Below are 25985 nucleotides of genomic sequence, written 5' to 3' on the forward strand. Positions count from 1 at the left end.
AGATAAAAAGCCGCCCGGCCGGGCGGCTTTTTATCTACTCTTCTTTTTTATCTGGTTCCGTCGGATCGCTTGCTTCATCCCCATCCGCTTTCAGCGTAATTTTCCCACATGCAACCCGCTCTCCGGAATTACCGGAAGGCTGGGACATTCCATCATCCGCTTCACTCGTAATGACCAAGGAGGTACCCTCTTTTCTTAAAAGGGACATTTGGTCGTCTTTCAAGGTAGCTTCCGGAAGCACCAATTCTGTATCCACCATTCCGCTGGCATCCGCTTCGACGTTAGGAAGATCGCCGGCATGCGGCCCCTTCTCATTCATTAACCCGTGATCCTTGGATAGTGGATTAAAGTGATTACCTGCTGTTTGAAAGTCCGGCGGCTCACATTTAGGAAACTCGTGAATATGTAAACCGTGCGGACCAGGTTCAAGTCCTTCTACCTTCAAAGTCACTTGAACACCCTCCGGCGTTTCCTTTAATGTGGCCGTACCAATTTTGTCGCTCTCTGCATTATAGATCGACGTATCAAGCGGCGACCTCTCTTCTCCTGTGCACCCGGCCATTAATATTAGCAATAAAGCTGTTCCTATCCATTTGTTTACCATCTATATCCGCCCTTCCAACATAGTTATGGATAGTATCTCCCTATACACACAAAATATGAGGAAGGAACGGGATCATAAAAAAAAGCCGCTCAGGATTTCCCTTCCCGCGGCTTTTGATCTTCACGATTCATGGTATCGGGTGTTTGTTCTAGCTTGTCCCACTTCTTCTCTTCTTTCTGAGAGGCCCTGATAATCCAAATCATAGCGAGCGATGCCAACACGATGAAAAGCAACAGCATGAATACAGCCGGGATGTATTCCGACTTGTCCTCTGGAAAGTACAAAAATTCCATCATAGCAAAACCACTTCCTTCCATTTCATTATAACAAAGACACAAACCCTGTTCTTACCTCCCCGTCATTTTTTCCAACGAATAGGACCTTTGCTATAATGGTGTAAAAGATATATGGAGGTCTAATAATGACGGAGATAAAACAGGGAAGCACCGTTAAAGCCCATTATAAATCAGGAATCTACATAGGCGAAGTCGTAGAGGACCGAAATCGATTTTTCCTGGTGAAAGTGTTGGCCGTGGCAAAGCACCCCATGCAGGGAGACCTGCACAATCCAGGGAAGACCGAGGACGTCTTCTTTCACCAAAGGAAGGCCTTGAGCTATACGGAAAAAGCAAACGTTCAGAAAGAAGCCGTCCATCTGTACGAAGGGGATATCCCGGAGTACAAGCAGTCATTAAAAGACTCCGTTGAAGCATTAAAGGAAAAGTTAATGCGCAGGGAAACGACGTTTAACCAAAGCGCAAAAGATAGACTCGAAGATCTTGAGCGCCAGTATTTCGAATGAGGGAAAACCACCCTTCAAAGCCAATGAAAGCGCATTTGTTTTCTCTTATGCGGTGTGGTAATTTAAAGTAGTCTTAATTTATGAGGAGGTCATACCTATGACAACACACATCGGAGCCAATCCTGGCGATATCGCTGAAAAGATCCTGCTGCCCGGGGATCCACTGCGAGCTAAATATATTGCAGAAAATTTCCTGGAAGATGCAACGTGCTACAATGAAGTTCGCGGGATGTACGGATACACTGGTACATACAAAGGCGAACGCATTTCTGTACAAGGTACAGGCATGGGTGTCCCTTCTATATCCATCTATGTCAATGAGCTGATGGAAAGCTACGGCGTACAGAAGTTGATTCGAGTAGGTTCCTGCGGCGCACTGCAAAGCGACGTAAAGGTAAGAGATGTCATCCTTGCTTCGACATCAACGACCGATTCCCAAATGAACCGGATGGTATTCGGCGGCATCGATTATGCGCCGACTGCTGACTTCGAACTTTTGAAAAACGCCTATGATGCCGGGACGGAAAAAGGTCTGAAACTTCGTGTAGGGAACGTCTTCACAAGTGACAGCTTCTATAGGGAAAACGCAATGGAAACGTTCGAGCTGCTCGCTAAGTACAATGTACTTGCCGTCGAGATGGAAACAACCGCGTTATATACACTGGCAGCCAAATATGACCGTCAGGCCCTGTCTGTTCTTACAGTCAGCGATCATATTCTGACAGGAGAAGAAACAACTGCTGAAGAGCGCCAGACAACGTTCAACGAAATGATTGAAGTAGCATTGGAAGCTGCTATTAAAGAATAAATGCAAACGCACCCGTTCCGGGTGCGTTTTTTATAGAACGGACCGGACATCATTTCGTCGTATTTCATGGAGATCCTCTCCTGTTCGAATAAACAGCATACTACCCGTCACTGCCTCCAATTTTCCTGTGTACCATTCTGTAATAGTAACAATACTGCATATGGTACCTACTTTTTGATGCGTGGGGACCCCGAATAAAAAGGAAGTAAGATTATTGGATTTCTCCTTCATCAGCCTGCCTCCTGTCGACTGTTATCTTTTATCTTATCTTCCTGGAAGAGCATCGGGCAGGGCTGATGCCCAGATATCCATCTTTAAAATACAGAACACGGCATGTAGGACGGAGACCGTGCTCCTATGGTATAATGCTTAATAATTCATTGGTACACATTCCCATCACATACCGCAGGAAGAAAGGATGTCACCATGCTGTTAGATCTATTGCATAACTTCCCCTTATGGGCGGCCATCGCCTCCATCGTATTCGCACAAATCGTCAAAATACCCATCCAATTCATCGCATCCAGAAAGCTGAACGCAAGCCTTGCTTTCAGCACCGGCGGTATGCCCTCGAGCCACTCAGCTGCTGTTACCGCACTTGCGACCGGTGTCGGAATCGAACAGGGATTCGGCTCCTCGATTTTTGCGGTCGCCTGCGTTTTTGCCATCATCGTTATGTTTGACAGCACTGGTGTAAGACGCCAGACCGGTGAACAGGCGATTATGTTAAACATCCTCTTAAAAGACTTTAATCGTTTCGTAAGTGAAGCGAAGAGCTGGCAGGCGAAGGAAGAATACCAGAAAAAAGAAGAATTGAAGGAACTGCTGGGTCATCAGCCGATCGAAGTATTCTTTGGCGGTTTGACCGGCGTGCTGCTCACCTTTTTGTTCCACACACTCCTTTATTAATGACTGTAAAGATAGAAAAACTAAAAAGAACCCTTCTCCAACGTGTGGAGCAAGGGTTCTTTTTCATCGTATCATTTGGGAACGGAATACCTGCATGGACTCCTGTTCATTCATCTTGTTCAAGTCTTCTTCTGACAATTCTCCATTACCTTCTTTAATGACATAGACGTGAAGTGTTTGTTTCCCCCACTGTTTGTACACGTCCTCAACCGAGGGATAATAAAGATCCAATCGGTCCCCTTTAATGGCACCGCCTGTATCTGCGACCACTCCATAGCCATAGCCCGGAATGAAGAGAATCGTACCAAGCGGAAACAGCTCAAGGTCTGCTGCGATGGTGGAATACAAGTCCCTCTTCACCGTCACTCCTGAATACGTAACTCCGTAGGCCGGATGACTTTCGTCCTTTCCCGTCGACTCTACTCCTGCCGTATAACCCGTAGCCGTCACCTCATATCGGTCGTACTGAGCAAGATCCAGAGAAGCTTCCAATTTCTCGAGTGCCTCCGCATTGGCAGCGCTCGCTACGTGTTTCGGGCGCAGCATGGAACCGGACACTTCTTCTGCCGGCTCTTCCCCGTCCATTTTTATTTTCAGCCAATCATCCACATCTTTGATCGATAGATTCGTTATATTTGTGACCGTACTGTACCATGCAAATAGAAACAAAACGGAAAAAAATATATAGGTCGTCCACTTTTTCATGAAATCACCTCTAGGTGTCATCATGTCCAAGCTGGTAATAATTATACAAAAAACAGCTGCCTCCAATGGGGGCAGCTGTCCGTTCAAAACATCTGATATCCGCTTCGTCGCAGAAGACGAATGACGACTCCGGCAAGGATGGTACCTGCAAAGCCGCTGGTAAGAATAACAATATCGACAACCTTAAGGTTCATCAAGTGCTCCCATACCGCAGGAAATGCCGTACCGGCATCTGTGAAATACTGCGTCCACGGATGATCATCCACAATTAACAGGACAATAGCCGGATACACGACTGCCATGAGCCAGGATGAACGCAGGATCATGTTGAGTAGAAAGGAAATACCGAAAAACAATACGAAAAATAACAGAATGGATACGACAAACTGAACTATATTCACCGCTTCTTCCCCCTAAATCTTACAAGCCGATCAGTATGTACCATTTTATAACGCTTACATCAAATCCGCAAGCTCACCAGTCGAAGCATATAAAAAAGCGGAGAATTGTTCTCCACTTTTTTATACCTAACTATAAATTGAACCCGGCCAAGGCTTTCTTCTTAAAAATGGAAAAAGTTTAATTTCCCTTTCTTTAAGACGAGCCCGATGCCGCCAAGCTTTAAGAGGTAGCGGTTATCAATGACCTTCTTCATCGCCGTTGCCGACCAACCGTACAGCTTCTTGTCGTCGAAAACAACTCCAATGGCATCTGAATCGCCGAGCGAAGCAACCGTTCCTTTCAGATCCGGGACGAAAGGCTCCAGGTGCCGCTCCCCCTTGATAAGACGTTCCAAATTACCAGCCGTGTGCTCCGCTTCCTGAATAGCAATTTGAGCTGTTGGAGGATAGGGACGCTCTGCTTCTTCGTTCATGACCAAAGCACAGTCCCCTACAATGAAGACATCATCATATCCTTCCGGCCGAAGATCCTCACGCACAGGAATCCGCCCTCGATTGGCTTCAAAACCAGACTCTTCGACGATTGAATTCCCGCGGACACCTGCTGCCCATACAACTGTATTCGTCCCAATCTCTTCACGCTGGTCATCCTTCTCAAATACCAGCTTGTTCTCTGTCACTTCTTTGATCATAGCACTCAGTTTGAATTCTACTCCACGTGCTTCCAGTGAATTCATGGCGTACTCTACGAGCTGGGGATCAAATCCCGGGAGTGCAGTAGGTGCAGCTTCCACACAGATGATCCGAACTTGATCGCGAGGAATATCATATTCCCTGCACAGGTCGGGAACACGGTTTGCCAACTCTCCGACAAACTCGATCCCTGTAAACCCGGCACCGCCGACGACGATATTTAAACGCTCCGGCTTTTTATCCGGCTCTGTATTATATTTGGCAAAATTATATTCGATATGCTGACGGATGAGACGGGCACTATTTATACTACCGATAGTGAAGGCATGCTCTTTCAATCCTTGAATTCCAAAAGTAGCTGCTTCAAAACCGAGCGAAATGACGAGGTAGTCGTATGTTACTTCCCCATCCTCCAGAAGTACACGCTTTTCAGATGGTTTGATTTCGAGGACTGTGTCTTGAATCAACTTAATTTTGCTTGTATCGATGACGTCTTTGATAGGGATACGAGTCCGATCATGATGCAGTGTACCTGCAGCATTTTCGTGAAGCCAGGTGGTCTGGTAGTGATAGCTGTGCTTATTAACCAACGTTACGTTCGCATCATTGACTCCTATGTTCTTCTGCAGCTTGACGGCCGTCATCATGCCGCCATAGCCGGCACCCAGAATAACGATATTCGGTTTTTTCATCTTTCATCACTCCATTCCATTCATATTCTGGATAAATCGTCACATTTTTGTCATTATTCCTTCTTCTCATTTATGATAAAACTGATTATAACTGCTTTCAACAAAAGGAAGCACATTAGAGAACATAGGAGTAACTTCAATTGGAACGGCTTACATGCCTTCAGTATTCCCACTTGAAATTTTTTTATGATAGAATATGTATTAGTGTAATTTTGAACAGGAGGGTAATTATGAGTGATAAGATATACGATATAACCGTCATCGGCGGCGGCCCGGTCGGGTTGTTTACCGCTTTTTACGGCGGTATGCGCGATGCAAGTGTAAAGATAATTGAAAGCCTTCCCCATCTGGGCGGACAGCTGACTGCACTGTATCCGGAAAAGTACATTTACGATGTTGCAGGATTCCCTAAAGTTCGGGCACAGGAACTCGTGGACAACTTGGAAGAGCAGGCGATGGCTTTTGACCCTACGATTGCGCTCAGCCAGGAAGTTCTTTCCGTGGAACGCATGGAAGATGGTTCGATCAAGCTTACCACCGATAAAGAAGTCCATTATACGAAGACAATCATTGTCACAGCCGGAAACGGCGCTTTCCAGCCAAGGAAGTTGAAGATTGACGATACAGATAAATTCGAAGGAACAAACCTTCATTACCACGTAAGTAACATGGACCGGTTCCGGGATAAGAATGTTATGATTGCCGGCGGCGGCGACTCTGCTGTCGACTGGTCACTTATGCTGGAGCCGATCGCCAAGCAGGTTACGCTAGTTCACCGCCGTGATAAGTTCCGGGCACACGAACACAGCGTGGCACAGCTGCATGAATCCAATGTAAGAGTTTTGACACCTTACAACCCGGAGAAACTGATCGGTTCTGATCGGATTGAACAAGTGGAACTTCATGAAGTTAAGGGAGACCGTGTAGAAACGATCGACGTGGATGACGTCATCGTCAACTACGGCTTCATCTCTTCTCTCGGGCCTATTAAGGACTGGGAACTGGAAATAGAAAAAAACAGCATTGTCGTCAATTCCAAAATGGAAACGAACATCGAAGGCATCTATGCTGCTGGAGATATCTGCACCTATCCCGGCAAAGTTAAATTGATTGCCTCCGGATTCGGCGAAGGACCAACGGCGGTTAACAATGCAAAAGCATATATAGATCCAGATGCACGCGTGCAGCCGAAGCACTCCACAAGCATGTTCGGATAAACAAAAAGACGCCCGATAATTGAACTATAACCCGAATAATGGACACTTATAAAAAAGTGCCCCGTTATTCGGGTTATTTCTGTTTCAAGGAAGGAAACCCGTTTATAATCAAAATAAATATATGAACGGAGTGTGACTATGAGTAAACATCTTTATTCAAATACGGAAATGAAACAATTAGAGGACAATCCGAATGTCGTAAAGGTATCGGAACGTTCTATCACATACCATCCTTTATTTAAGAAAGCTGCAATTCAGGAATATCAGAATGGAAACTTTCCATCTCAAATATTTGAAGAGCACGGATTTGATTTAGTAGTGATTGGGAAGGATCAACCCAGAAGATGCTTAAAGCGCTGGCGTAACACATTTGAAAAGTACGGAGAACTTGGTCTGGAGGGAGACCGTCGTGGAAAAGGAAGTAAAGGTCGACCTTCTTCAAAGAAGATGTCTGCGGAAGAAGAACTTGAGAAAGCGGAAGCTCGTATTAAGTACTTAGAGGCTGAAAATGATTTTTTAAAAAAGCTAGACAAACTCGAAAGGCAGGCGTTGAAGAAGAAACGAAAATAACTCCATCAGAAGTCTATCAGCTTATTTATGAAACAATCCATAATTACTCCTTAAGGAGTATGGTCTCTTATTTATGTGAATTCACAGGAGTAAGTCGAAGTGGATATTATGCGTGGATAAATAGTGATTCCAAAAGACAAGTGAAAAATCAGAAAGACGAAAAGGATATACAAATTATTCAAGTTATCTTCTCACAAAACCATGAGAAAGTAGGAGCTCTGCAAATTAAGTTGATTCTCGAAAATGATTATGGGGTCATCATGAATCATAAAAAAATTCGAAGATTAATGAAGAAATTTGATCTTTCGGCAAAGATCAGACAGGCTAAACCATACAAACAAATGTTGAAAGCCACTCAAGAGCATCGTACGTGCCCAAACCATCTTAACCGAGAGTTCACACAACTAGAACCCGGAAAAGTCTTTTTGACTGATATCACTTACACGTATTTTGGGAAAGGTCAAAAAGCATATCTTTCTTGCGTGAAAGATAGTACAACAAAGGAAATTGTAGCTCACCATATATCTACTTCCCTAGGGATGGATATTGTTTACCGAACGTTAGAGAAACTTCAAGACACCGTAAAATCTTTCCATCCAGAAGCAATGATTCATTCGGATCAAGGGTTTCATTACACTCACCCCAAATTCCAATCTAGAGTGAGAGAAGCTGGCCTTCGTCAGTCCATGTCCCGAAAAGGTAACTGTTGGGATAATGCACCTATGGAATCATTCTTTGGTCATTTAAAGGATATGGTGGATCACCAATCATGTGAAAGCTTAAGCCAACTTAAAGAAGAAATTAACCAGTATATAGCAAAATATAATAATAAAAGATATCAGTGGAATTTAAATAAGATGACCCCGGTGCAATACCGAGATCATCTCCTAGCCGCCTAAGGTTCTTTTTATAAACTGTCCGAATTATAGGTTACAGTTCAAATCGGGCGTCTTTTTTCCAATGTAAAAAAACCTCCCCACAAGGGGAGGTTTGTCGTCTATTTAACAGCTGGGATCCGGCACACCTGCATTTGTCGCCGTTTTGAAAGAAGATCCACACCCGCACGAAACAATCGCGTTCGGATTGTCGATCGTGAATCCTCCACCCATCATGTTCTGTTTGAAGTCAATCGTCGTACCTTCAATGATCGGTACATCCTGGCGGTTGATGACGACAGGAATCCCTGCCGATTCATCGATCACATCAAGTTCTTCATTGATGTCATCTTCAAACCCCATGGCATAAGACAATCCACTACAGCCTCCACCCTTTACTCCGAAGCGAAGACGGACATCTCCTTCTTCTTCCTTCATCATCTCCTTGATCTGGTGACCAGCGGCTTCCGTAATGTTCAGAATCATCCCAAGCCTCTCCTTTCTCTTCTTACAGTCAGTATACTAAACTGCCGATCGCTTTATCAAATGGCGCGACCCGCTCGCCATAAGAAAAGGCATCCCTTGAATTTGGACACCTTCCCTTAATCTGCTCTATAGGATTTCGTCCAATTGTTCATACACTTTATCCACGAGTTCTTCCGGCGTATCTGCGATTACCCGTTCCCCCTCCACCAGTGCATACAAGGTTTGAGAACATAAGCCGCAATTTCTTAAACAACCATATTCAAGAACATCCAGATCTGGATCTTTCTCAAGCTCAGCCATCGCCTGCTGGGAACCATTAGCTAAATTATTGATACAAAACTCTACAGTCGGATTCATCCGCATCACCTCTTTATATGGATGAAACCCTATATGTGCTTTAGTTTACCATAAAACAGGGATTTCGTGTCAGGTAGAGGAAGGCTCTGCAATCCCATGACTTTCCAAGGCCTTATAAATCGGCTTCAACCGGGGACTTCCCTCTCCAACGATTTCTTCTTCCACGAGGACGAGCGGATAAAAAAGTTCATCCGACTGCAGCTGTTCCAGCAGTGTGTCATCCGCATCCGGCTGGTCATCCCTGTTGATATCGAAATAAGAATAGCTGATTGCTGCTTTCTCTCCATACTTCCGTGCAATCGCTGCCTGGATCCACTCATACGTTTCCTTAGAACCGGGTGCATTCACACAACTCGCACATCTGACATCCGATCCGTACACTGTTACTTTTACCCCCATTGTATCCCACCCCTTGAAATTGATACTTTTATTTTATTTTACAAAAGAATTGAAAAAAGATAAAATGATAATAGTTCTCATTATAAAAATGGACTTAACGACGCAACCATAGATTTTTTGCTGCTTTCGTTTTATACTATTACTTAGAAAGGGGAAGATGAAGATGCATGAACAAGTACAGGAAGTACTCAATAAACTTCGCCCATTTTTACTTCGTGACGGTGGGGACGTAGAGCTTGTAGATGTGGAAGACGGCATCGTACGCCTTCGCCTGATGGGCGCCTGCGGGAACTGCCCGAGCTCAACCATCACGTTGAAAGCTGGTATCGAGCGTGCGCTTGCACAAGAAATCCCTGGCATTTACGAAGTAGAACAAGTTTTCTGATCAAACCATTAGAAAACCGCACACCTTTATGAGGGTGTGCGGTTTTTTTATTGGACAGGGCTGATCAGTGTTTCTCCCCGGAAATGGCGGCAGATATTGTCTAAACACAGCCTCATCATTGCATAGCGCGTTTCTTTAGACGCTGAGCCGATGTGTGGAAGGCAGACAACCTGCGGCAGCTGAAGGAGGGGGTGATCTTTTGAAATCGGCTCGTTTTCAAACACATCCAGTCCTGCAGCCGCAATTTCTCCTTCTTTAATTGCATGTTCCAGTGCTTTTTCATCAACGACTGCTCCACGTGAAGCATTAATGAAAATCGCATCATCCTTCATCATGGCAAAAGCTTGTTTATCAAATAATCGATGGGTTTCTTCTGTCAAAGGGGTCAGACAAACAACGAAGTCGGAACGACGCAGAAGGTCATCAAAATCCACATAAACTGCACCGAGTTCTTCTTCCGCTTTCCTGTTTCTCGAACGATTGTGGTACAAAATATCCATCTCAAAACCAGTGGCACGCTTCGCTACCGTTTCACCGATTCTCCCCATCCCGACAATTCCTATTGTCTTATGGTGAATATCGTGGCCTGCCAGCAGCAATGGGGACCAGTGCTGCCACTTCCCTTCTTTTATGTACGTATCTGCTTCGACGATCCTCCGTGCCGTAGCTGTCAGCAGGGAGAATGTCAAATCTGCGGTCGTATCAGACAGGACATCCGGAGTATTCGTTACCGCTACGCCTTGCTCCTGTGTACTTTTCAAGTCGATGTTATCATAACCGACGGCCAAGTTAGCGACAATCTTGAGACTCTCCGCCTCCTTCAAAAGTGCTTCATCAATGGACTCCGACAACATCGTCACGAGACCGTCCGATTGACGGGCCTTTTCTATTAAAAGCTCCCTGTCCACCGCTTTCTCCGCTTCCGGCCACATCTCGATATCCAGTTCATTTCGATACGGCTCCACAACTGCTTCCGGTAAAGCCCTTGTAATATAAACTTTTGGTTTCCCCATTAGTCCCACTCCTTCCCTGTTAATTATCAGTGTATCACAAAGGATTGGAAGGACTCTGCATCTCTGACTGAATTCTCTGATATAATAAGGATATAACCATCCGTTTGTGCCATATTCATGACGGGTATCGAAACAGGCAATGATATGAGGAGTAGGAGGGTTTCTTTATGACAAATAACAAGAAAATATCCAATCTCGAGAAAACAGCACGGGAATGGCTCAACGATCGCGGAGTATCCATTGATGATATCGCTGAGCTCGTCCACTACCTTCAGTCGAAATATCACGAAAAACTGACGATGGATGAATGCCGATACAACGTCAACAAAGTGTTGACGAAGCGCGAGGTTCAAAACGCGATTATTACCGGGATACAATTGGATATGTTAGCAGAAAAGAAAATGCTGGAAGAACCGCTGCAATCTACTATTGAAGTGGATGAGAGCCTGTACGGCATTGATGAAATCATCGCTTTCTCCATTGTAAACGTATACGGTTCCATAGGTTTTACGAACTACGGGTATATCGATAAACAAAAGCCTGGTATTCTTCAGAAGTTAAATGATAAATCGACTGGTGAGTGCCATACTTTCTTAGACGATATTGTCGGGGCTATAGCAGCCGCTGCTTCAAGCAGGCTCGCTCACAGCATCGCAGGCGATCCAGAAGACTAACTAATTTTCTTAAAAACTGTGCCGAGCGCACAGTTTTTTTATTATTCTGAAACTTATTAACTATTATATTCGTACATATGTTATAGTGAATTCCGTATTATGGAAAATAAAGAAAGGAGAAAGGACCAGATGAAACAGAAAATAGTATGGATTGTGCCGGCACTTCTTGTGCTGTTAGGAATCGGTTTGCTCTTTGTTCGTAATTTTGAGGATGTGACCGAACCACCGGACTCGGATTGGAGCCGACCACTGGAATTAGGGGAAACGGTGACTTCCGACTCTCCGGCTGTGTCGTCGGCGACGAATGGTGCGAAGATCGCATACTTGACGGAAGAAGGCGTGAAACAAACAGGTTATGACCAAGAGTACTCCAGCACAGAGGAAACAAACATTGATATTCCTGTTGATAAGTTCACTTCCATTGCTACACCAGGAAATCAACTCGTTTATTCCGACTATCATCAGTTATTTACCGAAAAAAAGGAAAAGATATCCGATCTGGATACCTTTCTCCCTTTACAGAACGAAGTTATATTTACAAAAGGGACAGATGTGTATGTGTATGAAGAGGATGGCAGCCTTACTTCTATATTGACACTGCCTGATGAGAAAGCGGAAGTACTTACATATGAGAACCACGATGGCACTTACCTGGCCACCCGAATAACGGAATCGTCAGGAAATCACCTGACATTCTACCACCTTAAGGATGGTACACTGGAAAAAGTGCGGGAAGCGGACATTCCCTTGCAGAGCGGGGAAGAATTGAAAGAGATGCATTTTGCAGCTGCGGAGAACGACATACGACTGATTCAGTCTACATTACAGAAACAGTCGATGACGGGTAAGAAGAAGCAGCTGCATTATTATGCTGCCTTCCCGGCAGAAGAAGAGGCGTCGGCACCGAAAATGAGCCGTGTTACTTTTTCAGATCCCGTAACAGGAAAATCATTAGAGGAATTATCAGATATAGAACTTACGGTACGCGGAGACAAATCTCTTCTTTTATTCAAAGCTCTCGGCAAAACTGACACGATGTTTAACAAGGAGACCCAATTTAATATTTATCAGGCGCAGGTGAAAGAAAAGGGTGTGAACAGAGTAACGCGTATCAGTAATACTCCCAGCCCTTCTCTCACTCCTCAATGGATCGATTCTCATTCCATCATCTGGTTGGATAAAAAGGGAGATCATTATCAGGTCCTTCTTGCTTCCGACGAGAAAGCAGTTATAAGTAAAACCGATGGAATTTCCAGCGGGAATTTGCTTCAGGCAGGAGGGAAAACCGCCGGCATGCTTTCATTTGGAATGCTTATTGTTCCTATTTCTTTAGTTTGGATCATCTGGCCTTTAGTCTTTCTAACCATTTTAATGTTTACGAAAACGAAAGCCATGGATGAAGACAGAGCATGGGTGTTTTATACAGGCGCTGTCATCTACCTCGCCGCCGTCTTCTTATTCAAGGGCCCCGTCTTTTCGGAACAATTGTTGACGCGCACCCCGGATTATTTGAATTTCTCCGGAAGTACTTATATATACCTTTTGGCATTCGCCTTAATCGCTTATGTGTTGGTCCGTGCATTCCACCGTGTCAAAGACTGGTCCCCATTTATACAACTCTCTTATTTCATCGGTGTACATGTTGCTTTTATAACCGTATTCTTTGGCCCCTACCTCCTATAAAGAAAGAGCGCTTGGATTAGTTAATCCAGGCGCTCTTTCCTGTCCATTCAACCTTTCATCCATTCATACAAGTCCCGGCACTTATAGGTCGGTGCAGGATCCGTTTGTTTCAACTCATCAAAAGAACTGACTCCTGTCTCCACCATCAATGTGTCGATCCCTGCACGAATACCTGCAAGAATATCGGTGTTATAATTGTCCCCCACCATGAGGACTTCGTCTTTCCCATATCCAATCCGCTTTAGAGCCCGATCCATGATCAATGATTCCGGTTTTCCTACAAAAACCGGGTCCACCCCTGTACTAACCGCGACAACAGATGTAAGTGCGCCGTTTCCCGGAAGCATCCCTCTTTCGGTCGGAATAGCGATATCCCCGTTGGTACTGATCAATTTCGCTCCATTTCGAACTTCCAAGCATGCCCTTGCCAGCTTTTCATATGTAATCTCCCGGTCAATGCCGATAACTACATAATCCGAGCGGCTTTCCACTCTGGTCAATCCTTCCCGATCAAGGGCATCCAGCAGCCCGTCTTCTCCGATCACAAAAACACGGGCTTGGTGATTCTCGCTTTTGATGTATTCCGCTGTGGCAATACTGCTCGTGTACACTTGATCAGGATTTGCCGGTATTCCTAAATCCGTCAATTTAGCGGCGACCTGTTCCACCCTTTTAGAAGAATTGTTGGTCAGAAAGAGGAAGGGGCGTTCCTTGTCAACCAACGCTTGAACAAATTCCCCGGCGCCGTCTATTTTGTCCGTTCCTTTGTACATCGTCCCATCCAAATCAATTAAATACGCTTTATAATCCCTGTACATGTTGATAACACCTCATCCCTGAATCAATCGTTATTCGTAAATGTGGATACAGGGCCAAGCTCTGTATCTAGATAGCTCCTGACCTTTTCAGGAAAAGAAAGAATGACTGCTTTATACTGATTCCATATTCCGCTGATCTCTTGATGATCAACAGCTGTGTATTCCTGAACAATCATTTTCCTCAAACCGATGAACGCCTTATAGGCTTCCTCTTCCCCCTTTGGAAGCACTTGTTCATCGGTCAGTATGTCAATGATATCTTCGTAACTGCCCGGATCGCGCATGATAAAGCCGTCGATCATCATATTTCCCACATCCAGAATAGCTTCAATAGTTACATGAGTGGTTCTCTCCAATAATAGACGGTCTGAGAACGTTTCATAGCGGTTCTCCGTCACCTCTTGCAGCACCGTATTCATATAATTTAAAATTTCTTCTAATTTTTTTCTGTCGACGAAATACATGTTCCTACCTCCCGTGTATTTTTCTTTGTTAAGAATAACATAAATTGCTATCCGATCCCTCGCCCAGCCATGGAAACCGCGCATATTTTCCAACATCCCGGGCATACTTATGTGGACGAATATACCAGCCGCCGACATAGGACAGGAGGTGATCATTCATGGCGGAACGGCCACTTTTAGAGGATTTCACACAAGACACCAGCACCCGGTTTGTCTCCTTCACCGCAGGCAGCCATCGTTTTGAGCTTGCCTTAATGAAAGCAGACTGCTTCGATAACCAGACTATGGTCATCAACCTGCCCAAAAACCGTCAGGCTCTGCTCGATTTAGAAAATATAAACAGGGCCGGACACTTAGAGCATATGTTTCAGCTGAGTACGATGGAAGCAGAAGAGCTTCGAACCTATCTCCCCGACTTACTATGAAAGAATAAGAAACCTCCAACGGGCGAAACTATTCCTGAAGGAGGTTTTTTAAATGCCCGAAGATAAATATTCCGACTTCGCTAACGTGGAAGCACAACGGAACTACCTTGTTCCAGAACAGCTGCCGGAAGGACCCTATGGTGCTCCAAGAAACAAATATGAGCCCGTTTCCAACGAAAAAAGCTCCCCTTGGACAGATAAGCAAAGGTACTATAGTGCGTTCAATTATGAATTTAAGGCTTTACACCAGGATCTGCCGCGCCAGGAAGCCGGCGCCCACCCTACTCATGACGAAAAGGACCAGGATGTAAAGCCGTCAGAGGAACAATAAAATATTGCCCAGGTAATAAAAAACCGGCGTGCTTTTCTTCAGCACGTCGGTTATTGTCGTATCCGCTTTAGAACAAAATAGGAACAGCCGAAATTACAGTATTCATATAGATAATCCTCTAACGTACTAATTTTGGTATCAAAGCTGGCCTTTGAATTCTGGTCATCATAAAAGCCTTTAAGGCGAAGCTGTCCGTAACCCCAGTCCCCTACGATAAAGTCATACTTATTAAGAATATCACTGTAGCGGCTTTCCACTTCTTCCTGCTGAAACCCTTCCTGATGGTCTTCAAGCAGGTCGTACGTCTTCCCGTTTAATTCAACCATATCATCACCTCTATCTTCTATAAGTGTACCACACTTCCGTATATGGACGGAATTGCCGCTTTTCAAAAACCGTATGATTCTTCTAATAAAAGTCCAACCTAACCATACCGTCACCGACTAACGAATAAGGAGGAAATACTGTGAATAAGCGATGGAGTACTGTATGTTTGACCGGCCTCCTTGCACTGACAATGGCAGGGTGCCAGGAAACAGATGAATCAGCTAAACAAAATAAACGAGCCGATGATCCCCTAAACGGAAATGCTATGGACGGCTACAATGAAGATGGATCGGACGGACAGGTAGGCTATGTCCGCTTCAATCAGACGCAGATGGAACGGGATGACGAAGAACACCATGAAATCAAAGTGAACCGCGAAGAGATGGCAGACATGATTTCCCGCATGATTTTACGATATGACAATTTTGACGATGTAGCGACTGTCGTAACCGATAATGAGGTGCTTGTCGCTTACAGTAAAGCAGACGATACGGATCGAGAGACGGCAGCAGATATGGTTCAAAAGACCGCCTATTCGCTTGTGCCGAGCTTCTACCACGTCTATGTGTCCGACAATCCAGCTTCTTTTGGAGACATTCAAAGTTTGAGCACATCGACCGTATACGACGAAAACTATAATGAGAATATCGACAGTATCATTAAAAAAATGAAAAAAGCACCCCAAGGTAAAGTGAAGCAGGATGACCCGAGACAACCGGATGTAGGTCCGAACATGAACACAAAAGAAGAAACAGGCATGGAGAACTGATATTTCCAAACATAACATTCTCCTGACTGCCTCATGCTAAAGGTATTAAAAAGTTGTAGGTGAGTATATGATATACTTCAGGCTCTTATTAAGCGTCGTTGTGGCTGGCGCCTTACTTTTTCCGTCACCGACATACGCCGATAAAGAAAGTGATGACCGGATGGCCTTGTATAAGAAGACAGCTGCCCTTACTGACATTCCTTGGGAATATTTAGCAGCTATCGATCAATACGAAAGACAGGTCAACGGGGACCCCGAGAAAGACAGGGTTACCGCTATAAAACCGGATCCAATGTTCTGGACAGGGACCAATGGAGAGATGCCTGCCGACTTGTTTCCCGAAGGCTGGGGCTCTGACGGAAATGGAGACGGTAAAGTGGAAATAGATCAGGATGATGATCTGCTCTGGTCCATTGCCGATTACGTCAAATCATATGGAACAACAGAAGAAGATATAAAAATTGCCCTATGGGATTATTACCAGCGTGATCTGACTGTGCAAACGATTATGAACACCGCCCAAGTTTTCCGAAACTTCGGAACCGTTCATTTAAAGAACAGGGATTTTCCACTTCCGTTGGAGGCAAACTTCAGCTATCGCAGTACTTGGGGGGACGCACGCGGCTTTGGTGGCCGCAGAGTTCATGAAGGTACCGATATCTTTGCCAATTACGGAGTGCCTGTGAAATCGACCACCTATGGTGTGGTTGAAATGAAAGGCTGGAACAAGTTCGGCGGTTGGAGAATCGGCATCAGGGACATTTACAATATTTACCACTATTACGCACATCTTCAAAATTTTGCAGAGGATATAAAAGTGGGAGACGTCGTAAAACCTGGTGACGTTATTGGTGCCGTGGGTGCTTCCGGCTATGGACCGCCCGGTACTTCCGGAAAATTTCCACCGCATCTCCATTATGGCATGTATCAGGATAATGGGAAAAATGAATGGTCCTTCGACCCAACTCCTTATTTAAAACGATGGGAACAGATGGTCGATTAAAAAACCGCCGCACATGATTGTGCGGCGGTTTTTCTGCTTTTTATTGTTGTTTGGATTTGCGAACTGCATTCGTTATGCTCGCTGCAAGTCCACCCCATATGACAACGATGCCGATAATCATCATAGCTATTGCACTACCTGTCATATCAGCTTACCTCCTTTTTTACTTCTTCCAATGAGTTCGTATGCCAGCGTTTGAATGTCATAAGGAAACCTGCGACTAAAGCAAACGCCGCGACGAACCAGCCGCCGTATAAAATGAAGGTATCCGTATATCCTTCATAGTTCCCTGTCGGCGTATCGAATGCACGCTCCAGGTTGGTTCTGAAAAGATCGAACATCATGTAACCAAGGACAACAGGTGTGACCAGTCCTAAACAGACTTTCCACCAGCCGCCAAGACGGATATCAGAAATGGCATTGGCATGGTTTTGGAAGTCGTTCAACTTACGAAGGAACCAGGCGATCACAACGACTTCGACAAGACCGACGAAGGCGACCCCAAACTGGTTGATGAAGTAATCTGCTGCGTCCAGGAAGAATAGTCCTCCTTGGGTAGCAAAGAGCAGCGATATGATGGCAGAGATCCCGCCACCGATTCCAACAGCAGCTTTTCTTGATATACCAAACTTCTCCTGAATACCCGCTACGTATGTTTCGGAAATGGAGATTAGAGAAGACAACCCGGCAAGAACTAAGGACAGGAAGAACAGGACTCCAAAAAGTCCATTCAAAGCGGGAAACTCATTGATGATCTGCGGGAATACGACGAATGCAAGACCAACCCCGCCGCTCACAACCTCTTCCACCGGGACATTACTTTGTGAAGCCATGAATCCTAAAGCTCCGAAAACCCCGATACCGGCTAACAACTCAAAGCTCGAGTTACTGAATCCTGTAATAAATGCGTTGTTCGTAATATCCGATTTCTTCGGAAGATAGCTGGAATAAGTAATCATAATGGCAAATGCAATGGAAAGACTGAAGAAGATCTGACCGTAAGCAGCTACCCAAACCGAACCGTTCATGATTGTTTCAAAATTCGGAGCAAAGAATGTCTGTAGACCTTCCGCGGCTCCTGGAAGTGTGACCGCGCGGATGACAATGATCAGGAAAAGAATAACAAGCGTTGGAATGAAAATCTTGTTCGCTGTTTCGATTCCTTTTTTGACACCTGCGAACAGTACACCAAGGGTAATGATCCATACAAGTACGAGCGGAATTAAAACGCCCGGGACAAGGCTGCCTGTCTGCCCTGGAGTAATGGATGATAATTGCAGGTAATCACTAAATAAGAACGTTTCTGTATCGGATCCCCAAGAAAGATTTAAGGAAAAGACACTGTAGGACATTGCCCAGGCGATGATGACAGAGTAATAAGTAGAAATGACGAATGCCACCAATACAGCCCACCAGCCGAGCCATTCTGTTTTACGGCTCATTTTGAAGAAGGATAGTGGAGCAGATCCACGGTACTTGTGACCAATGGTAAACTCCATGATCAGCAACGGTATCCCGGCTGTCAAAAGAGCGAATAGATAAGGAATGAAAAATGCTCCTCCTCCATTCTCATAAGCTACAGATGGAAACCTCCATATGTTCCCAAGACCAATAGCCGAACCGACAGCAGCCAGAATGAACCCAGCCCTCGTACCCCATTGTGCACGATTCTCCATGTGAAAGACCTCCCTGTTTTGAACACGTTTATAAATTTTATGAAAGAATAGTGTTCAAAATTTTTATTTTTTTCTGATTATTTCTGTTTAAATTATAACCACCGCGCTACGGCTTGTCAAAATAATTTTATAATTTTCAGATAATAACAGAAGAGGTAGTCTCAGGAGGATGTTCCATAGGTTAATCTTCCTACCTTTATATGGAGGTATTTACATTTTTAATAATATCCAGTCATCCTCTTATGTCTATCGGCCCTATTCATCCATCACACCAAAGGCTCAAAAAAAGAACAGGGATGGCGTCATCCCTGTTCCTCTTATACTTACTCTGGTTCAATTTTCGGATTTACTTTATGAATGACCATGGCAATGACAGCTACTATAGCCATAGCGAGTACCAGCGGAATCCAAACCTGTCCGGTAAACCCAAGGACAAGATACCCGACTGTCGCCCCTAAGGCTGCGAGCAGCGCATATGGAAGCTGGGTCATGACGTGATCGATATGATTGGAACCTGCCCCGGTAGAAGAAAGAATGGTCGTATCTGAGATCGGTGAACAGTGGTCACCGAAAACGGAGCCGGCAAGAACCGCGGACAAGGCCGGTAGAATCATGGACGGATCGGTAACAGCTGCTATTTCTCCTGCGATCGGGAGCATGATACCGAACGTTCCCCAAGATGTACCGGTAGACAGCGCCATAAAGCCGGACAATAAGAAGATGATTAAAGGCAGGTAAGCAATATCAATGCTTGCCTCTGTAAATTGATTTGCCAAAAACTCTCCTGTTTGAAGCTGGCTGATGACATCCCCGATCATCCAGGCGAAGACCAGGATATAGATAGCCGGAAGCATAGCTTTGAGTCCTTCTGTAAATACGTGGCCAAGCCCTGATTTCGGTTTAGGCTGGCTGATGTAAAGACCGCCTGCAACCAATACAGAGACCAAACCTCCGGTGAACAGGGAAATGTTTACATTCGTATTAGCAAAAGCATCAAGCAGTGTGGCGCTTCCCTCTGTTGCCTGAATACCTGTGTAGAACATCATGGCTACCGTACCGACGACAAGCGCAACAATCGGCAGAATCAAGTGCGAAATCTTCCCATTATTGTGCTCTTCGAATTCGTCATTCAGGTCTCCTGGAATGTCACCCTTTTCCGGATTCGTGAGCTCTCCTGTCTTCTGCGCACGGATTTCGTGACTGCGCATCGGCCCGAAATCAAGGCGCATATAAATTGTCAGGAATACGAGAAGTAAAGCTGCGAAAACGTATAAGTTCGCTGGTATCATCAAAACAAACGCTTCAAAAGCACCATATTCGGTAATTTCATTTGCCGCAAGGATACTACCGATGGTACCGATGATATATGCTCCCCAGCTGGATATGGGAGAAATAACCGTGATTGGTGCAGAAGTCGAATCGATATAATAGGCCAGTTTTGCTCTTGAGACGCGGTACCTGTCCGTCACCGGTTTTGCCACCTGCCCGACAGCAAGTGCATTGAAGTAATCATCAATGAAAATAACAATGCCGAGCAGAGCAGGTACGAGTGTAGCACCCTGACGTGTACGGATCCGCTTCACCGCCCACTTTCCGAATGCCTTGCTGCCTCCGGAGGCTGTCATAAATGCAGTGGTAACTCCTAGTAAAAGTAAAAAAGATAGCAGGTAAATATTACCTGAATTAAGTGCACCTTCACTGTAGAAAATAGTGGAAAAGATGGACCAAATCAAGCCGATACCGGCTCCAATGTCCATTTGTGTAAGCATGAATGCTCCGACAATGATCCCTATACCAAGGGATAGGATGACTTTCCTTGTAACAAGGACAAGGATAAGCATAAGTATAGCTGGAATTAATGAATAGATCGTTCCTTCCATGTGGTTCCCCTCCGTTAATCTAATGGTGTAACGGGATTTGGAAGGCTACTGTGGATTAAAATTGAGGAATAAAAAAAGACAATGATAGAAAATAATCTACCACTGCCTCAGCGGCAATTGGATTATCCTCCATTTCGATCAGTAGCGCTCCATGCACCCAAAAAGCATGCATGACAGTGTATCTCCTGTTCAGATGTACACCAGCGTTAAACAGCCCGACTCGCTGTCTTACACTTCGGCAGACACCCCCTTCACCAATGATCCTCGCTTGTCATACTCCCATTGACTACTCATGATGTCTGCGCCTCTACCTCACCGATCTGATAAGGTCACGCATATTCAGTTCTTAGCCATTCTACCAGTAGATATGCATTATTGCAAGGGATCCATTGGATAGGAAAAAGATGGGTCCTGACCGTCTACACCGCTGTAGAAATTGGGAACCTTTCCTAAAATAGTCGCCGTATCTATCGGAATATCGTTCTTTACGACCGTTGTCTCCGTAGAGAACGGGATAACGATTCGGAGACTTACTTCAAAATGGATGGAAATCTCAAACAAGGCGGCATTCAAACCATATTCCGTAATTTTACTTTTCACCTGAGACTGAACGTCGCCGATCACCCTGAGCTGCACGGGAACTTTCGGGCCAAGGTTTGCAAGCAGACTGTTTCCTGTGGCAAGCCCTACCGGCACTTCAATCAAAGTGGCCGGCTGCTCCCCTAACTCCTCTGCCGTCATATTCGGATCGATGGACGGCTCGAGTGAGGTATCCTCCATCGGTAACTCTCCAAGCTCCATCCGCTTCAGGAAATTCTGCACCCGAATCGTGGTGTCACGCAGAGCACGGTTTACCATGACGGAATTCCATCCCATATAAACGACGTTTCCCTGGTTATCCTGCTCCATTTTTACAAGATCATTGAACTGAAGGTCTTCGGCTATTTGTTTACTGACCGCCTCATTGATTGCATCCCTCGCCAGCTGCTGCGCCTTCGTCTCAGCAATATCTACAAGTGCGGGCGTGACTCCCCTGTTTATAAACCATAGGCTTAGGGCTGTGAATACAGCGAAAAACAGTAGACTGATGACGACCCGTTTTCCGATCGACGACCCGCCCGTCACTCTTTTCTTAGACATGAAACAACCCTCCTCACCTATCTATATGTAGGCGAGAAGGGTTTTATTTGAATAATTCTCACGGACTCCCGTATGTCTGAAGCGCTTCAGACAGCAGATCACGCAGCAGTTCCGGCATATAATACTTTTTCTCTGAGGCATAGGCGATCTCAGGAAAGAATCGACCGAAAGTAAACGTATCCGCTGTAGCGAAACGATAGACTTTATCAGGATCAAGCGGACGGCCGTCGAAAGTAACATCCGTCACCTGAAGCTCCCCGTTGGACGCCTTCCGTACATTAATGTCCACTCCGGAAAAGACCATTTTCCCGATTACCTCTCCACGGAAGCCCAGACCTTTCAATTTGGTTTCCATCAATTCTTTCGTATGGGCAGCCCGGATCACTTCCATTATTTTATCGCCCTCAAGCTCGACCCTGCAGGGATTCATCGGGTGTGGGCAGATGCGGTGGACCTCTTCGTACGTGATTTCCCCCGCCGGTAAATGATCAAGAAGGACCCCCGCATTTAACATCGCGATATCGGATGATGTCCATTCCCTTAATTGGTCCGTAAGACTTGTCATTAATTCGTTATCCTTGAACCATGTGATGTGAAGAGGCTCTCTCAACCTTGTAACAGGTGTGTTTAAGTGATCCATCGCTTCTTTTCTTATACGAAGCAGATCATCCGTTGTCTGTTTGTCCTTGCCTAAATGCTCCGTCGGAACGGCATAGGCTTCTTTATTTACAAGCGTATGGGTATCATTGTCCCATTCAATCATCACTTCACCAAGATGCGTTCCGTGCTTTCCTACGGCCGTTAATAATGATCCGTCCACGATCTCGCCTGTCTTGAACAAGTGATGGGTATGTCCGCCGATAATGACATCGATGCAGGAATAGCGCCTGGCGATCTCTTCGTCGTCATGGATGCCGAGATGCGATAACAATACAATGATATCTGCTTCCCGCTCCACTTCCGGAAGCAGGCTGTCCAGTATGTCATAAGGCGATTCGACATCCCAGCCTAACTGTTGATAAAACGGACGGAAAGGAGCTGTCAGTCCAATAACACCGATTTTCGTCCCTTGTTTAGACGTCTCAATTTTATAATTTTGGAGCCATGTAGGAGCCTCTTGATGATGACAAACGAGGTTGGCACACACGACACCGAAGTCTGCTTCGTCATACAAAGAATGAAGATCTTCCTTAGCCAAGGTAATTCCTTCGTTATTTCCCAAGGTAGCGACATCATATGCAGCGCGATTCATAAGCTCCACGTTCCCTTTACCCATTAACCCTTCCGTAATCGGGTGGAAACGGTCTACGTGATCCCCGTTGTCAAACAACCAGTAATCTTCCTTCCTTCTGTCATGCTTCTCTTTTTTTTCTTGAAAATAGCCGACGATCTGCGGCCAATTTTCAAAATGGCTGTGCAGATCGCTTGTATAGTAGAAATACAATCTCTCTTTATTCATCGTATCCTCACCCTATTCCTTGCCAGATTAAGCGGATGCCGATCAAAATCAAAAGGATCCGCAAGAACCATTCGACCGCCTGTCCACGCAGTTTACGGTTCATCCAAGCACCGAGCGTGCCACCTATATATGCCCCAGGGATGAACCACAGCGTATGAGCCCACTCAACATGCCCGAGAGCAATATGAGTCGCAGAGCTGGATATACTAGCAAAAAAGATCATGAACATGGATGTAGCCGTGGCTATATGTGCCGGCAAGCCGAGCAGCAGGATCATTGCAGGTACCATAAGCGACCCCCCGCCGATACCAAGCAGTCCGGACAATAATCCGACGGCGAACGATAAGACCAGCCCAAACATGACGGGCATCTGATACGTATAGGTTTCTCCATCCACGACTTTCTCTCTTTGAATACCTGTTGTAAATAGTGGATTATCAGGCCGTCGTCTTGGAATAAAGAACAAAAGCGAAACGGCAATCATAATCACGCCGAAAAACAGCGAGAATCCATCTGATTCAAAAAATTGATTCAGCCACGATCCGACTATACCACCGGGAATGCTTCCATAAAGGAAAATGACGCCGATTTTCTTATCGACGCGCTTGTGTTTAATATAGGAGATGGCGGATGCCATCCCGGTAAAGATCATCACGACGAGCGATATACCAACGATCGACTGCGGAGTGACCCAGTCAAAAGACGCATAGTGATCGCCGAGGAACAATAACGCGGGCACCAGAATGACGCCGCCGCCAAGTCCAGCGACGCTCCCGATAATTGCTGTCACTAAACCAATGAAGAACATAATCAGAAACATGGTAACCTTCCTTAACCTTTGATAGATACTATTATAGTATCACGTTTTGTATTCATAAAACATGACGCCTGCTTGATTCGTTATGCATGATTCCACCAGGGATATTTACCTTCTATTTATTATCCCACAAATAAAGACCGTGCAGTCATAAGCTGCACGGTCTTTTATCATTATTAACCGATGGAACCTTCCATTTCGAACTTGATCAGGCGGTTCATTTCCACGGCGTATTCCATTGGCAGTTCTTTCGTGAATGGCTCGATGAAGCCCATGACGATCATTTCTGTCGCCTCTTCTTCTGAGATCCCACGACTCATCAAGTAGAACAACTGTTCTTCAGACACTTTCGAAACTTTTGCTTCGTGCTCAAGAGAGATGTTCTCGTTCATGATTTCGTTGTAAGGAATGGTATCTGAAGTGGACTCGTTATCCATGATGAGTGTATCACACTCGACATTGGAACGGGCCCCTTCTGCTTTACGACCGAATTGAACGATACCACGATACGTTACTTTACCACCATGCTTGGAGATGGATTTAGATACGATCGTTGAAGACGTATTCGGTGCCAGGTGGTGCATCTTGGCACCGGCATCCTGGTGCTGTCCTTTTCCTGCCAGCGCGATGGAAAGTGTCATACCGCGGGCTCCTTCTCCTTTAAGAAGAACGGCTGGATATTTCATTGTCAGCTTGGAACCGAGGTTACCGTCGACCCACTCCATCGTTGCATTGGATTCAGCAACGGCACGCTTCGTTACAAGGTTGTACACGTTGTTCGCCCAGTTTTGAATCGTTGTGTAGCGGCAGTAGGCGTTATCTTTGACGAAAATTTCTACTACGGCACTATGCAGAGAACTGGATGAATAAGTCGGTGCTGTACATCCCTCGACGTAGTGTACGGAAGAACCTTCATCCGCAATGATCAAGGTACGTTCGAACTGCCCCATGTTCTCTGAGTTGATACGGAAGTATGCCTGAAGCGGCGTCTCCACCTTCGTATCTTTAGGAACATAAATGAAGGAACCTCCCGACCATACAGCAGAGTTCAGCGCTGCAAACTTGTTATCGGACGGGGGAATGACTTTACCGAAATACTCCTTGAAGAGATCTTCGTTTTCTTTGAGAGCAGAATCGGTATCCTTAAAGATAACACCGAGATCTTCCAAGTCTTTCTCCATGTTGTGGTATACCACTTCGGATTCATACTGAGCAGAGACACCTGCCAGGTATTTTTGCTCCGCTTCCGGGATACCCAGACGGTCGAACGTGTTTTTGATTTCTTCCGGTACTTCGTCCCATGAACGCTCGGAGCGTTCGGATGGTTTAACATAGTACGTGATTTCATCAAAATCAAGTTCGGATAGGTCGCCGCCCCATTGCGGCATCGGCATTTTATAGAATTGCTCTAAGGACTTAAGACGGAAGTCGAGCATCCATTCTGGTTCTTGTTTATAGTCGGAGATCTGTTTGACGACTTCTTTCGTCAGACCTTTTTGCGTACGGAAGATGGACACATCTTTTTCATGGAATCCGTATTGGTACTCTCCTACTTCTGGCGCTTTTTTAGCCATGATTATATACCTCCTTTTGGTATGAACAG

Annotated in this window: 31 protein-coding genes, 1 pseudogene and 1 riboswitch; of the genes and pseudogenes, 12 read left to right on the top strand and 20 right to left on the bottom strand. The window is 45.3% G+C overall.

What is annotated here, in order from left to right; genetic code table 11:
- Positions 1 to 34 precede the first annotated feature (34 nt).
- Complete coding sequence (locus M662_RS13795) at positions 35 to 604, bottom strand: superoxide dismutase family protein (RefSeq protein ID WP_026578273.1); 570 nt, start codon at positions 602 to 604, stop codon at positions 35 to 37.
- Between the two features lie 89 nt (positions 605 to 693).
- Entirely contained in the window at positions 694 to 900 is a 207-nt protein-coding gene (locus M662_RS13800) for a hypothetical protein (protein ID WP_008635681.1), read from the bottom strand.
- A 125-nt stretch (positions 901 to 1025) separates the two neighbouring features.
- On the opposite strand from M662_RS13800, the gene M662_RS13805 reads away from it, so the two are divergent.
- A complete protein-coding gene (locus M662_RS13805) occupies positions 1026 to 1406 on the top strand; it encodes a kinase-associated lipoprotein KapB (RefSeq protein WP_008635689.1) in 381 nt (126 codons plus the stop codon).
- A gap of 97 nt (positions 1407 to 1503) precedes the next feature.
- Complete coding sequence (gene deoD, locus M662_RS13810; protein WP_026578272.1) at positions 1504 to 2214, top strand: purine-nucleoside phosphorylase; 711 nt, start codon at positions 1504 to 1506, stop codon at positions 2212 to 2214.
- Between the two features lie 30 nt (positions 2215 to 2244).
- Here deoD and M662_RS13815 read toward each other — a convergent pair whose 3' ends face one another.
- On the bottom strand, positions 2245 to 2445 hold the full coding sequence (locus M662_RS13815; RefSeq protein ID WP_026578271.1) for a hypothetical protein: 201 nt from the start codon (positions 2443 to 2445) through the stop codon (positions 2245 to 2247).
- Positions 2446 to 2640: 195 nt separating this feature from the next.
- On the opposite strand from M662_RS13815, the gene M662_RS13820 reads away from it, so the two are divergent.
- On the top strand, positions 2641 to 3123 hold the full coding sequence (locus tag M662_RS13820; RefSeq protein ID WP_008635699.1) for a divergent PAP2 family protein: 483 nt from the start codon (positions 2641 to 2643) through the stop codon (positions 3121 to 3123).
- Between the two features lie 63 nt (positions 3124 to 3186).
- On the opposite strand, the gene M662_RS13825 is transcribed toward M662_RS13820, so the two are convergent.
- The 3 genes from M662_RS13825 to M662_RS13835 all read right to left on the bottom strand — a co-directional run bounded on the left by M662_RS13825 (position 3187) and on the right by M662_RS13835 (position 5614).
- Positions 3187 to 3828, bottom strand: coding sequence for a 3D domain-containing protein (locus M662_RS13825; RefSeq protein WP_008635700.1), 642 nt, complete (start codon positions 3826 to 3828; stop codon positions 3187 to 3189).
- 83 nt (positions 3829 to 3911) lie between these two features.
- A complete protein-coding gene (locus M662_RS13830; protein WP_008635702.1) occupies positions 3912 to 4229 on the bottom strand; it encodes a YuiB family protein in 318 nt (105 codons plus the stop codon).
- Positions 4230 to 4390: 161 nt separating this feature from the next.
- Positions 4391 to 5614: an NAD(P)/FAD-dependent oxidoreductase gene (locus tag M662_RS13835; protein WP_008635704.1), complete on the bottom strand. Its 1224-nt coding sequence runs from the start codon at positions 5612 to 5614 to the stop codon at positions 4391 to 4393.
- Positions 5615 to 5844: 230 nt separating this feature from the next.
- On the opposite strand from M662_RS13835, the gene M662_RS13840 reads away from it, so the two are divergent.
- Together M662_RS13840 and M662_RS13845 are read left to right on the top strand one after the other, a co-directional pair.
- The gene (locus M662_RS13840; protein WP_008635706.1) at positions 5845 to 6831 is read left to right on the top strand and encodes an NAD(P)/FAD-dependent oxidoreductase; all 987 of its coding nucleotides are present in this window, start codon (positions 5845 to 5847) and stop codon (positions 6829 to 6831) included.
- Positions 6832 to 6969: 138 nt separating this feature from the next.
- Positions 6970 to 8300, top strand: a protein-coding gene (locus tag M662_RS13845) for an IS3 family transposase (RefSeq protein ID WP_162129301.1) whose coding sequence is annotated in 2 segments (ribosomal slippage) — positions 6970 to 7342 and positions 7342 to 8300 — 1332 coding nt in all. Because the reading frame shifts where the segments join, the coding sequence is not laid out codon by codon here.
- A gap of 102 nt (positions 8301 to 8402) precedes the next feature.
- Here the strand turns inward: M662_RS13845 and M662_RS13850 are convergent.
- The 3 genes from M662_RS13850 to M662_RS13860 form a co-directional block, all read right to left on the bottom strand.
- A complete protein-coding gene (locus M662_RS13850) occupies positions 8403 to 8762 on the bottom strand; it encodes a HesB/IscA family protein (RefSeq protein WP_008635707.1) in 360 nt (119 codons plus the stop codon).
- A 126-nt stretch (positions 8763 to 8888) separates the two neighbouring features.
- Positions 8889 to 9119, bottom strand: a complete 231-nt coding sequence (locus tag M662_RS13855) for a YuzB family protein (protein ID WP_008635708.1) — start codon at positions 9117 to 9119, stop codon at positions 8889 to 8891.
- A gap of 69 nt (positions 9120 to 9188) precedes the next feature.
- Positions 9189 to 9518, bottom strand: a complete 330-nt coding sequence (locus M662_RS13860) for a YuzD family protein (RefSeq protein WP_008635709.1) — start codon at positions 9516 to 9518, stop codon at positions 9189 to 9191.
- Positions 9519 to 9672: 154 nt separating this feature from the next.
- Here M662_RS13860 and M662_RS13865 point away from each other — a divergent pair.
- A pseudogene (locus tag M662_RS13865) lies at positions 9673 to 9903 on the top strand (NifU family protein); the annotation flags it as partial.
- Positions 9904 to 9950: 47 nt separating this feature from the next.
- Here the strand turns inward: M662_RS13865 and M662_RS13870 are convergent.
- Positions 9951 to 10916, bottom strand: coding sequence for a 2-hydroxyacid dehydrogenase (locus M662_RS13870; RefSeq protein ID WP_026578270.1), 966 nt, complete (start codon positions 10914 to 10916; stop codon positions 9951 to 9953).
- A 167-nt stretch (positions 10917 to 11083) separates the two neighbouring features.
- On the opposite strand from M662_RS13870, the gene M662_RS13875 reads away from it, so the two are divergent.
- Positions 11084 to 11590 (top strand): phosphatidylglycerophosphatase A family protein, encoded by a 507-nt coding sequence (locus tag M662_RS13875; protein WP_008635712.1) that lies wholly within the window; start codon positions 11084 to 11086, stop codon positions 11588 to 11590.
- Positions 11591 to 11719: 129 nt separating this feature from the next.
- The gene (locus M662_RS13880; protein ID WP_026578269.1) at positions 11720 to 13273 is read left to right on the top strand and encodes a hypothetical protein; all 1554 of its coding nucleotides are present in this window, start codon (positions 11720 to 11722) and stop codon (positions 13271 to 13273) included.
- Positions 13274 to 13320: 47 nt separating this feature from the next.
- On the opposite strand, the gene M662_RS13885 is transcribed toward M662_RS13880, so the two are convergent.
- Together M662_RS13885 and M662_RS13890 are read right to left on the bottom strand one after the other, a co-directional pair.
- The gene (locus M662_RS13885; RefSeq protein ID WP_008635717.1) at positions 13321 to 14091 is read right to left on the bottom strand and encodes a TIGR01457 family HAD-type hydrolase; all 771 of its coding nucleotides are present in this window, start codon (positions 14089 to 14091) and stop codon (positions 13321 to 13323) included.
- A gap of 23 nt (positions 14092 to 14114) precedes the next feature.
- A complete protein-coding gene (locus M662_RS13890) occupies positions 14115 to 14555 on the bottom strand; it encodes a DUF86 domain-containing protein (RefSeq protein WP_026578268.1) in 441 nt (146 codons plus the stop codon).
- A gap of 158 nt (positions 14556 to 14713) precedes the next feature.
- On the opposite strand from M662_RS13890, the gene M662_RS13895 reads away from it, so the two are divergent.
- The gene (locus M662_RS13895) at positions 14714 to 14980 is read left to right on the top strand and encodes a DUF3055 domain-containing protein (protein ID WP_026578267.1); all 267 of its coding nucleotides are present in this window, start codon (positions 14714 to 14716) and stop codon (positions 14978 to 14980) included.
- A gap of 52 nt (positions 14981 to 15032) precedes the next feature.
- Positions 15033 to 15311 (top strand): hypothetical protein, encoded by a 279-nt coding sequence (locus tag M662_RS13900; RefSeq protein ID WP_008635722.1) that lies wholly within the window; start codon positions 15033 to 15035, stop codon positions 15309 to 15311.
- Positions 15312 to 15361: 50 nt separating this feature from the next.
- On the opposite strand, the gene M662_RS13905 is transcribed toward M662_RS13900, so the two are convergent.
- Positions 15362 to 15637, bottom strand: a complete 276-nt coding sequence (locus M662_RS13905) for a YutD family protein (RefSeq protein ID WP_008635726.1) — start codon at positions 15635 to 15637, stop codon at positions 15362 to 15364.
- Between the two features lie 140 nt (positions 15638 to 15777).
- Between M662_RS13905 and M662_RS13910 the strand changes: the two genes are divergently transcribed.
- Together M662_RS13910 and M662_RS13915 are read left to right on the top strand one after the other, a co-directional pair.
- The gene (locus tag M662_RS13910; protein ID WP_008635728.1) at positions 15778 to 16407 is read left to right on the top strand and encodes a YhcN/YlaJ family sporulation lipoprotein; all 630 of its coding nucleotides are present in this window, start codon (positions 15778 to 15780) and stop codon (positions 16405 to 16407) included.
- A 67-nt stretch (positions 16408 to 16474) separates the two neighbouring features.
- Complete coding sequence (locus M662_RS13915) at positions 16475 to 17410, top strand: M23 family metallopeptidase (RefSeq protein WP_008635729.1); 936 nt, start codon at positions 16475 to 16477, stop codon at positions 17408 to 17410.
- Positions 17411 to 17450: 40 nt separating this feature from the next.
- Here the strand turns inward: M662_RS13915 and M662_RS13920 are convergent, their stop codons facing one another.
- The 7 genes from M662_RS13920 to sufB all read right to left on the bottom strand — a co-directional run bounded on the left by M662_RS13920 (position 17451) and on the right by sufB (position 25956).
- Entirely contained in the window at positions 17451 to 17555 is a 105-nt protein-coding gene (locus M662_RS13920) for a methionine/alanine import family NSS transporter small subunit (protein WP_008635730.1), read from the bottom strand.
- Between the two features lies 1 nt (position 17556).
- Positions 17557 to 19086, bottom strand: a complete 1530-nt coding sequence (locus tag M662_RS13925) for a sodium-dependent transporter (protein WP_008635731.1) — start codon at positions 19084 to 19086, stop codon at positions 17557 to 17559.
- 323 nt (positions 19087 to 19409) lie between these two features.
- Entirely contained in the window at positions 19410 to 20966 is a 1557-nt protein-coding gene (locus M662_RS13930) for a Na+/H+ antiporter NhaC family protein (RefSeq protein ID WP_026578265.1), read from the bottom strand.
- A 134-nt stretch (positions 20967 to 21100) separates the two neighbouring features.
- A riboswitch (Lysine riboswitch) is annotated at positions 21101 to 21284 on the bottom strand.
- 54 nt (positions 21285 to 21338) lie between these two features.
- Positions 21339 to 22106: a sporulation protein YunB gene (gene yunB / locus M662_RS13935; RefSeq protein WP_008635733.1), complete on the bottom strand. Its 768-nt coding sequence runs from the start codon at positions 22104 to 22106 to the stop codon at positions 21339 to 21341.
- Between the two features lie 58 nt (positions 22107 to 22164).
- Positions 22165 to 23565 (bottom strand): bifunctional metallophosphatase/5'-nucleotidase, encoded by a 1401-nt coding sequence (locus M662_RS13940; RefSeq protein ID WP_026578264.1) that lies wholly within the window; start codon positions 23563 to 23565, stop codon positions 22165 to 22167.
- 7 nt (positions 23566 to 23572) lie between these two features.
- Positions 23573 to 24385, bottom strand: a complete 813-nt coding sequence (locus M662_RS13945) for a sulfite exporter TauE/SafE family protein (protein ID WP_008635734.1) — start codon at positions 24383 to 24385, stop codon at positions 23573 to 23575.
- A gap of 173 nt (positions 24386 to 24558) precedes the next feature.
- Positions 24559 to 25956: a Fe-S cluster assembly protein SufB gene (gene sufB, locus M662_RS13950; protein ID WP_008635736.1), complete on the bottom strand. Its 1398-nt coding sequence runs from the start codon at positions 25954 to 25956 to the stop codon at positions 24559 to 24561.
- Positions 25957 to 25985: the final 29 nt, after the last annotated feature.

This window comes from Bacillus sp. SB49 (assembly GCF_000469135.2).
Classification (GTDB): Bacteria; Bacillota; Bacilli; order Bacillales; family Halobacillaceae; genus Halobacillus.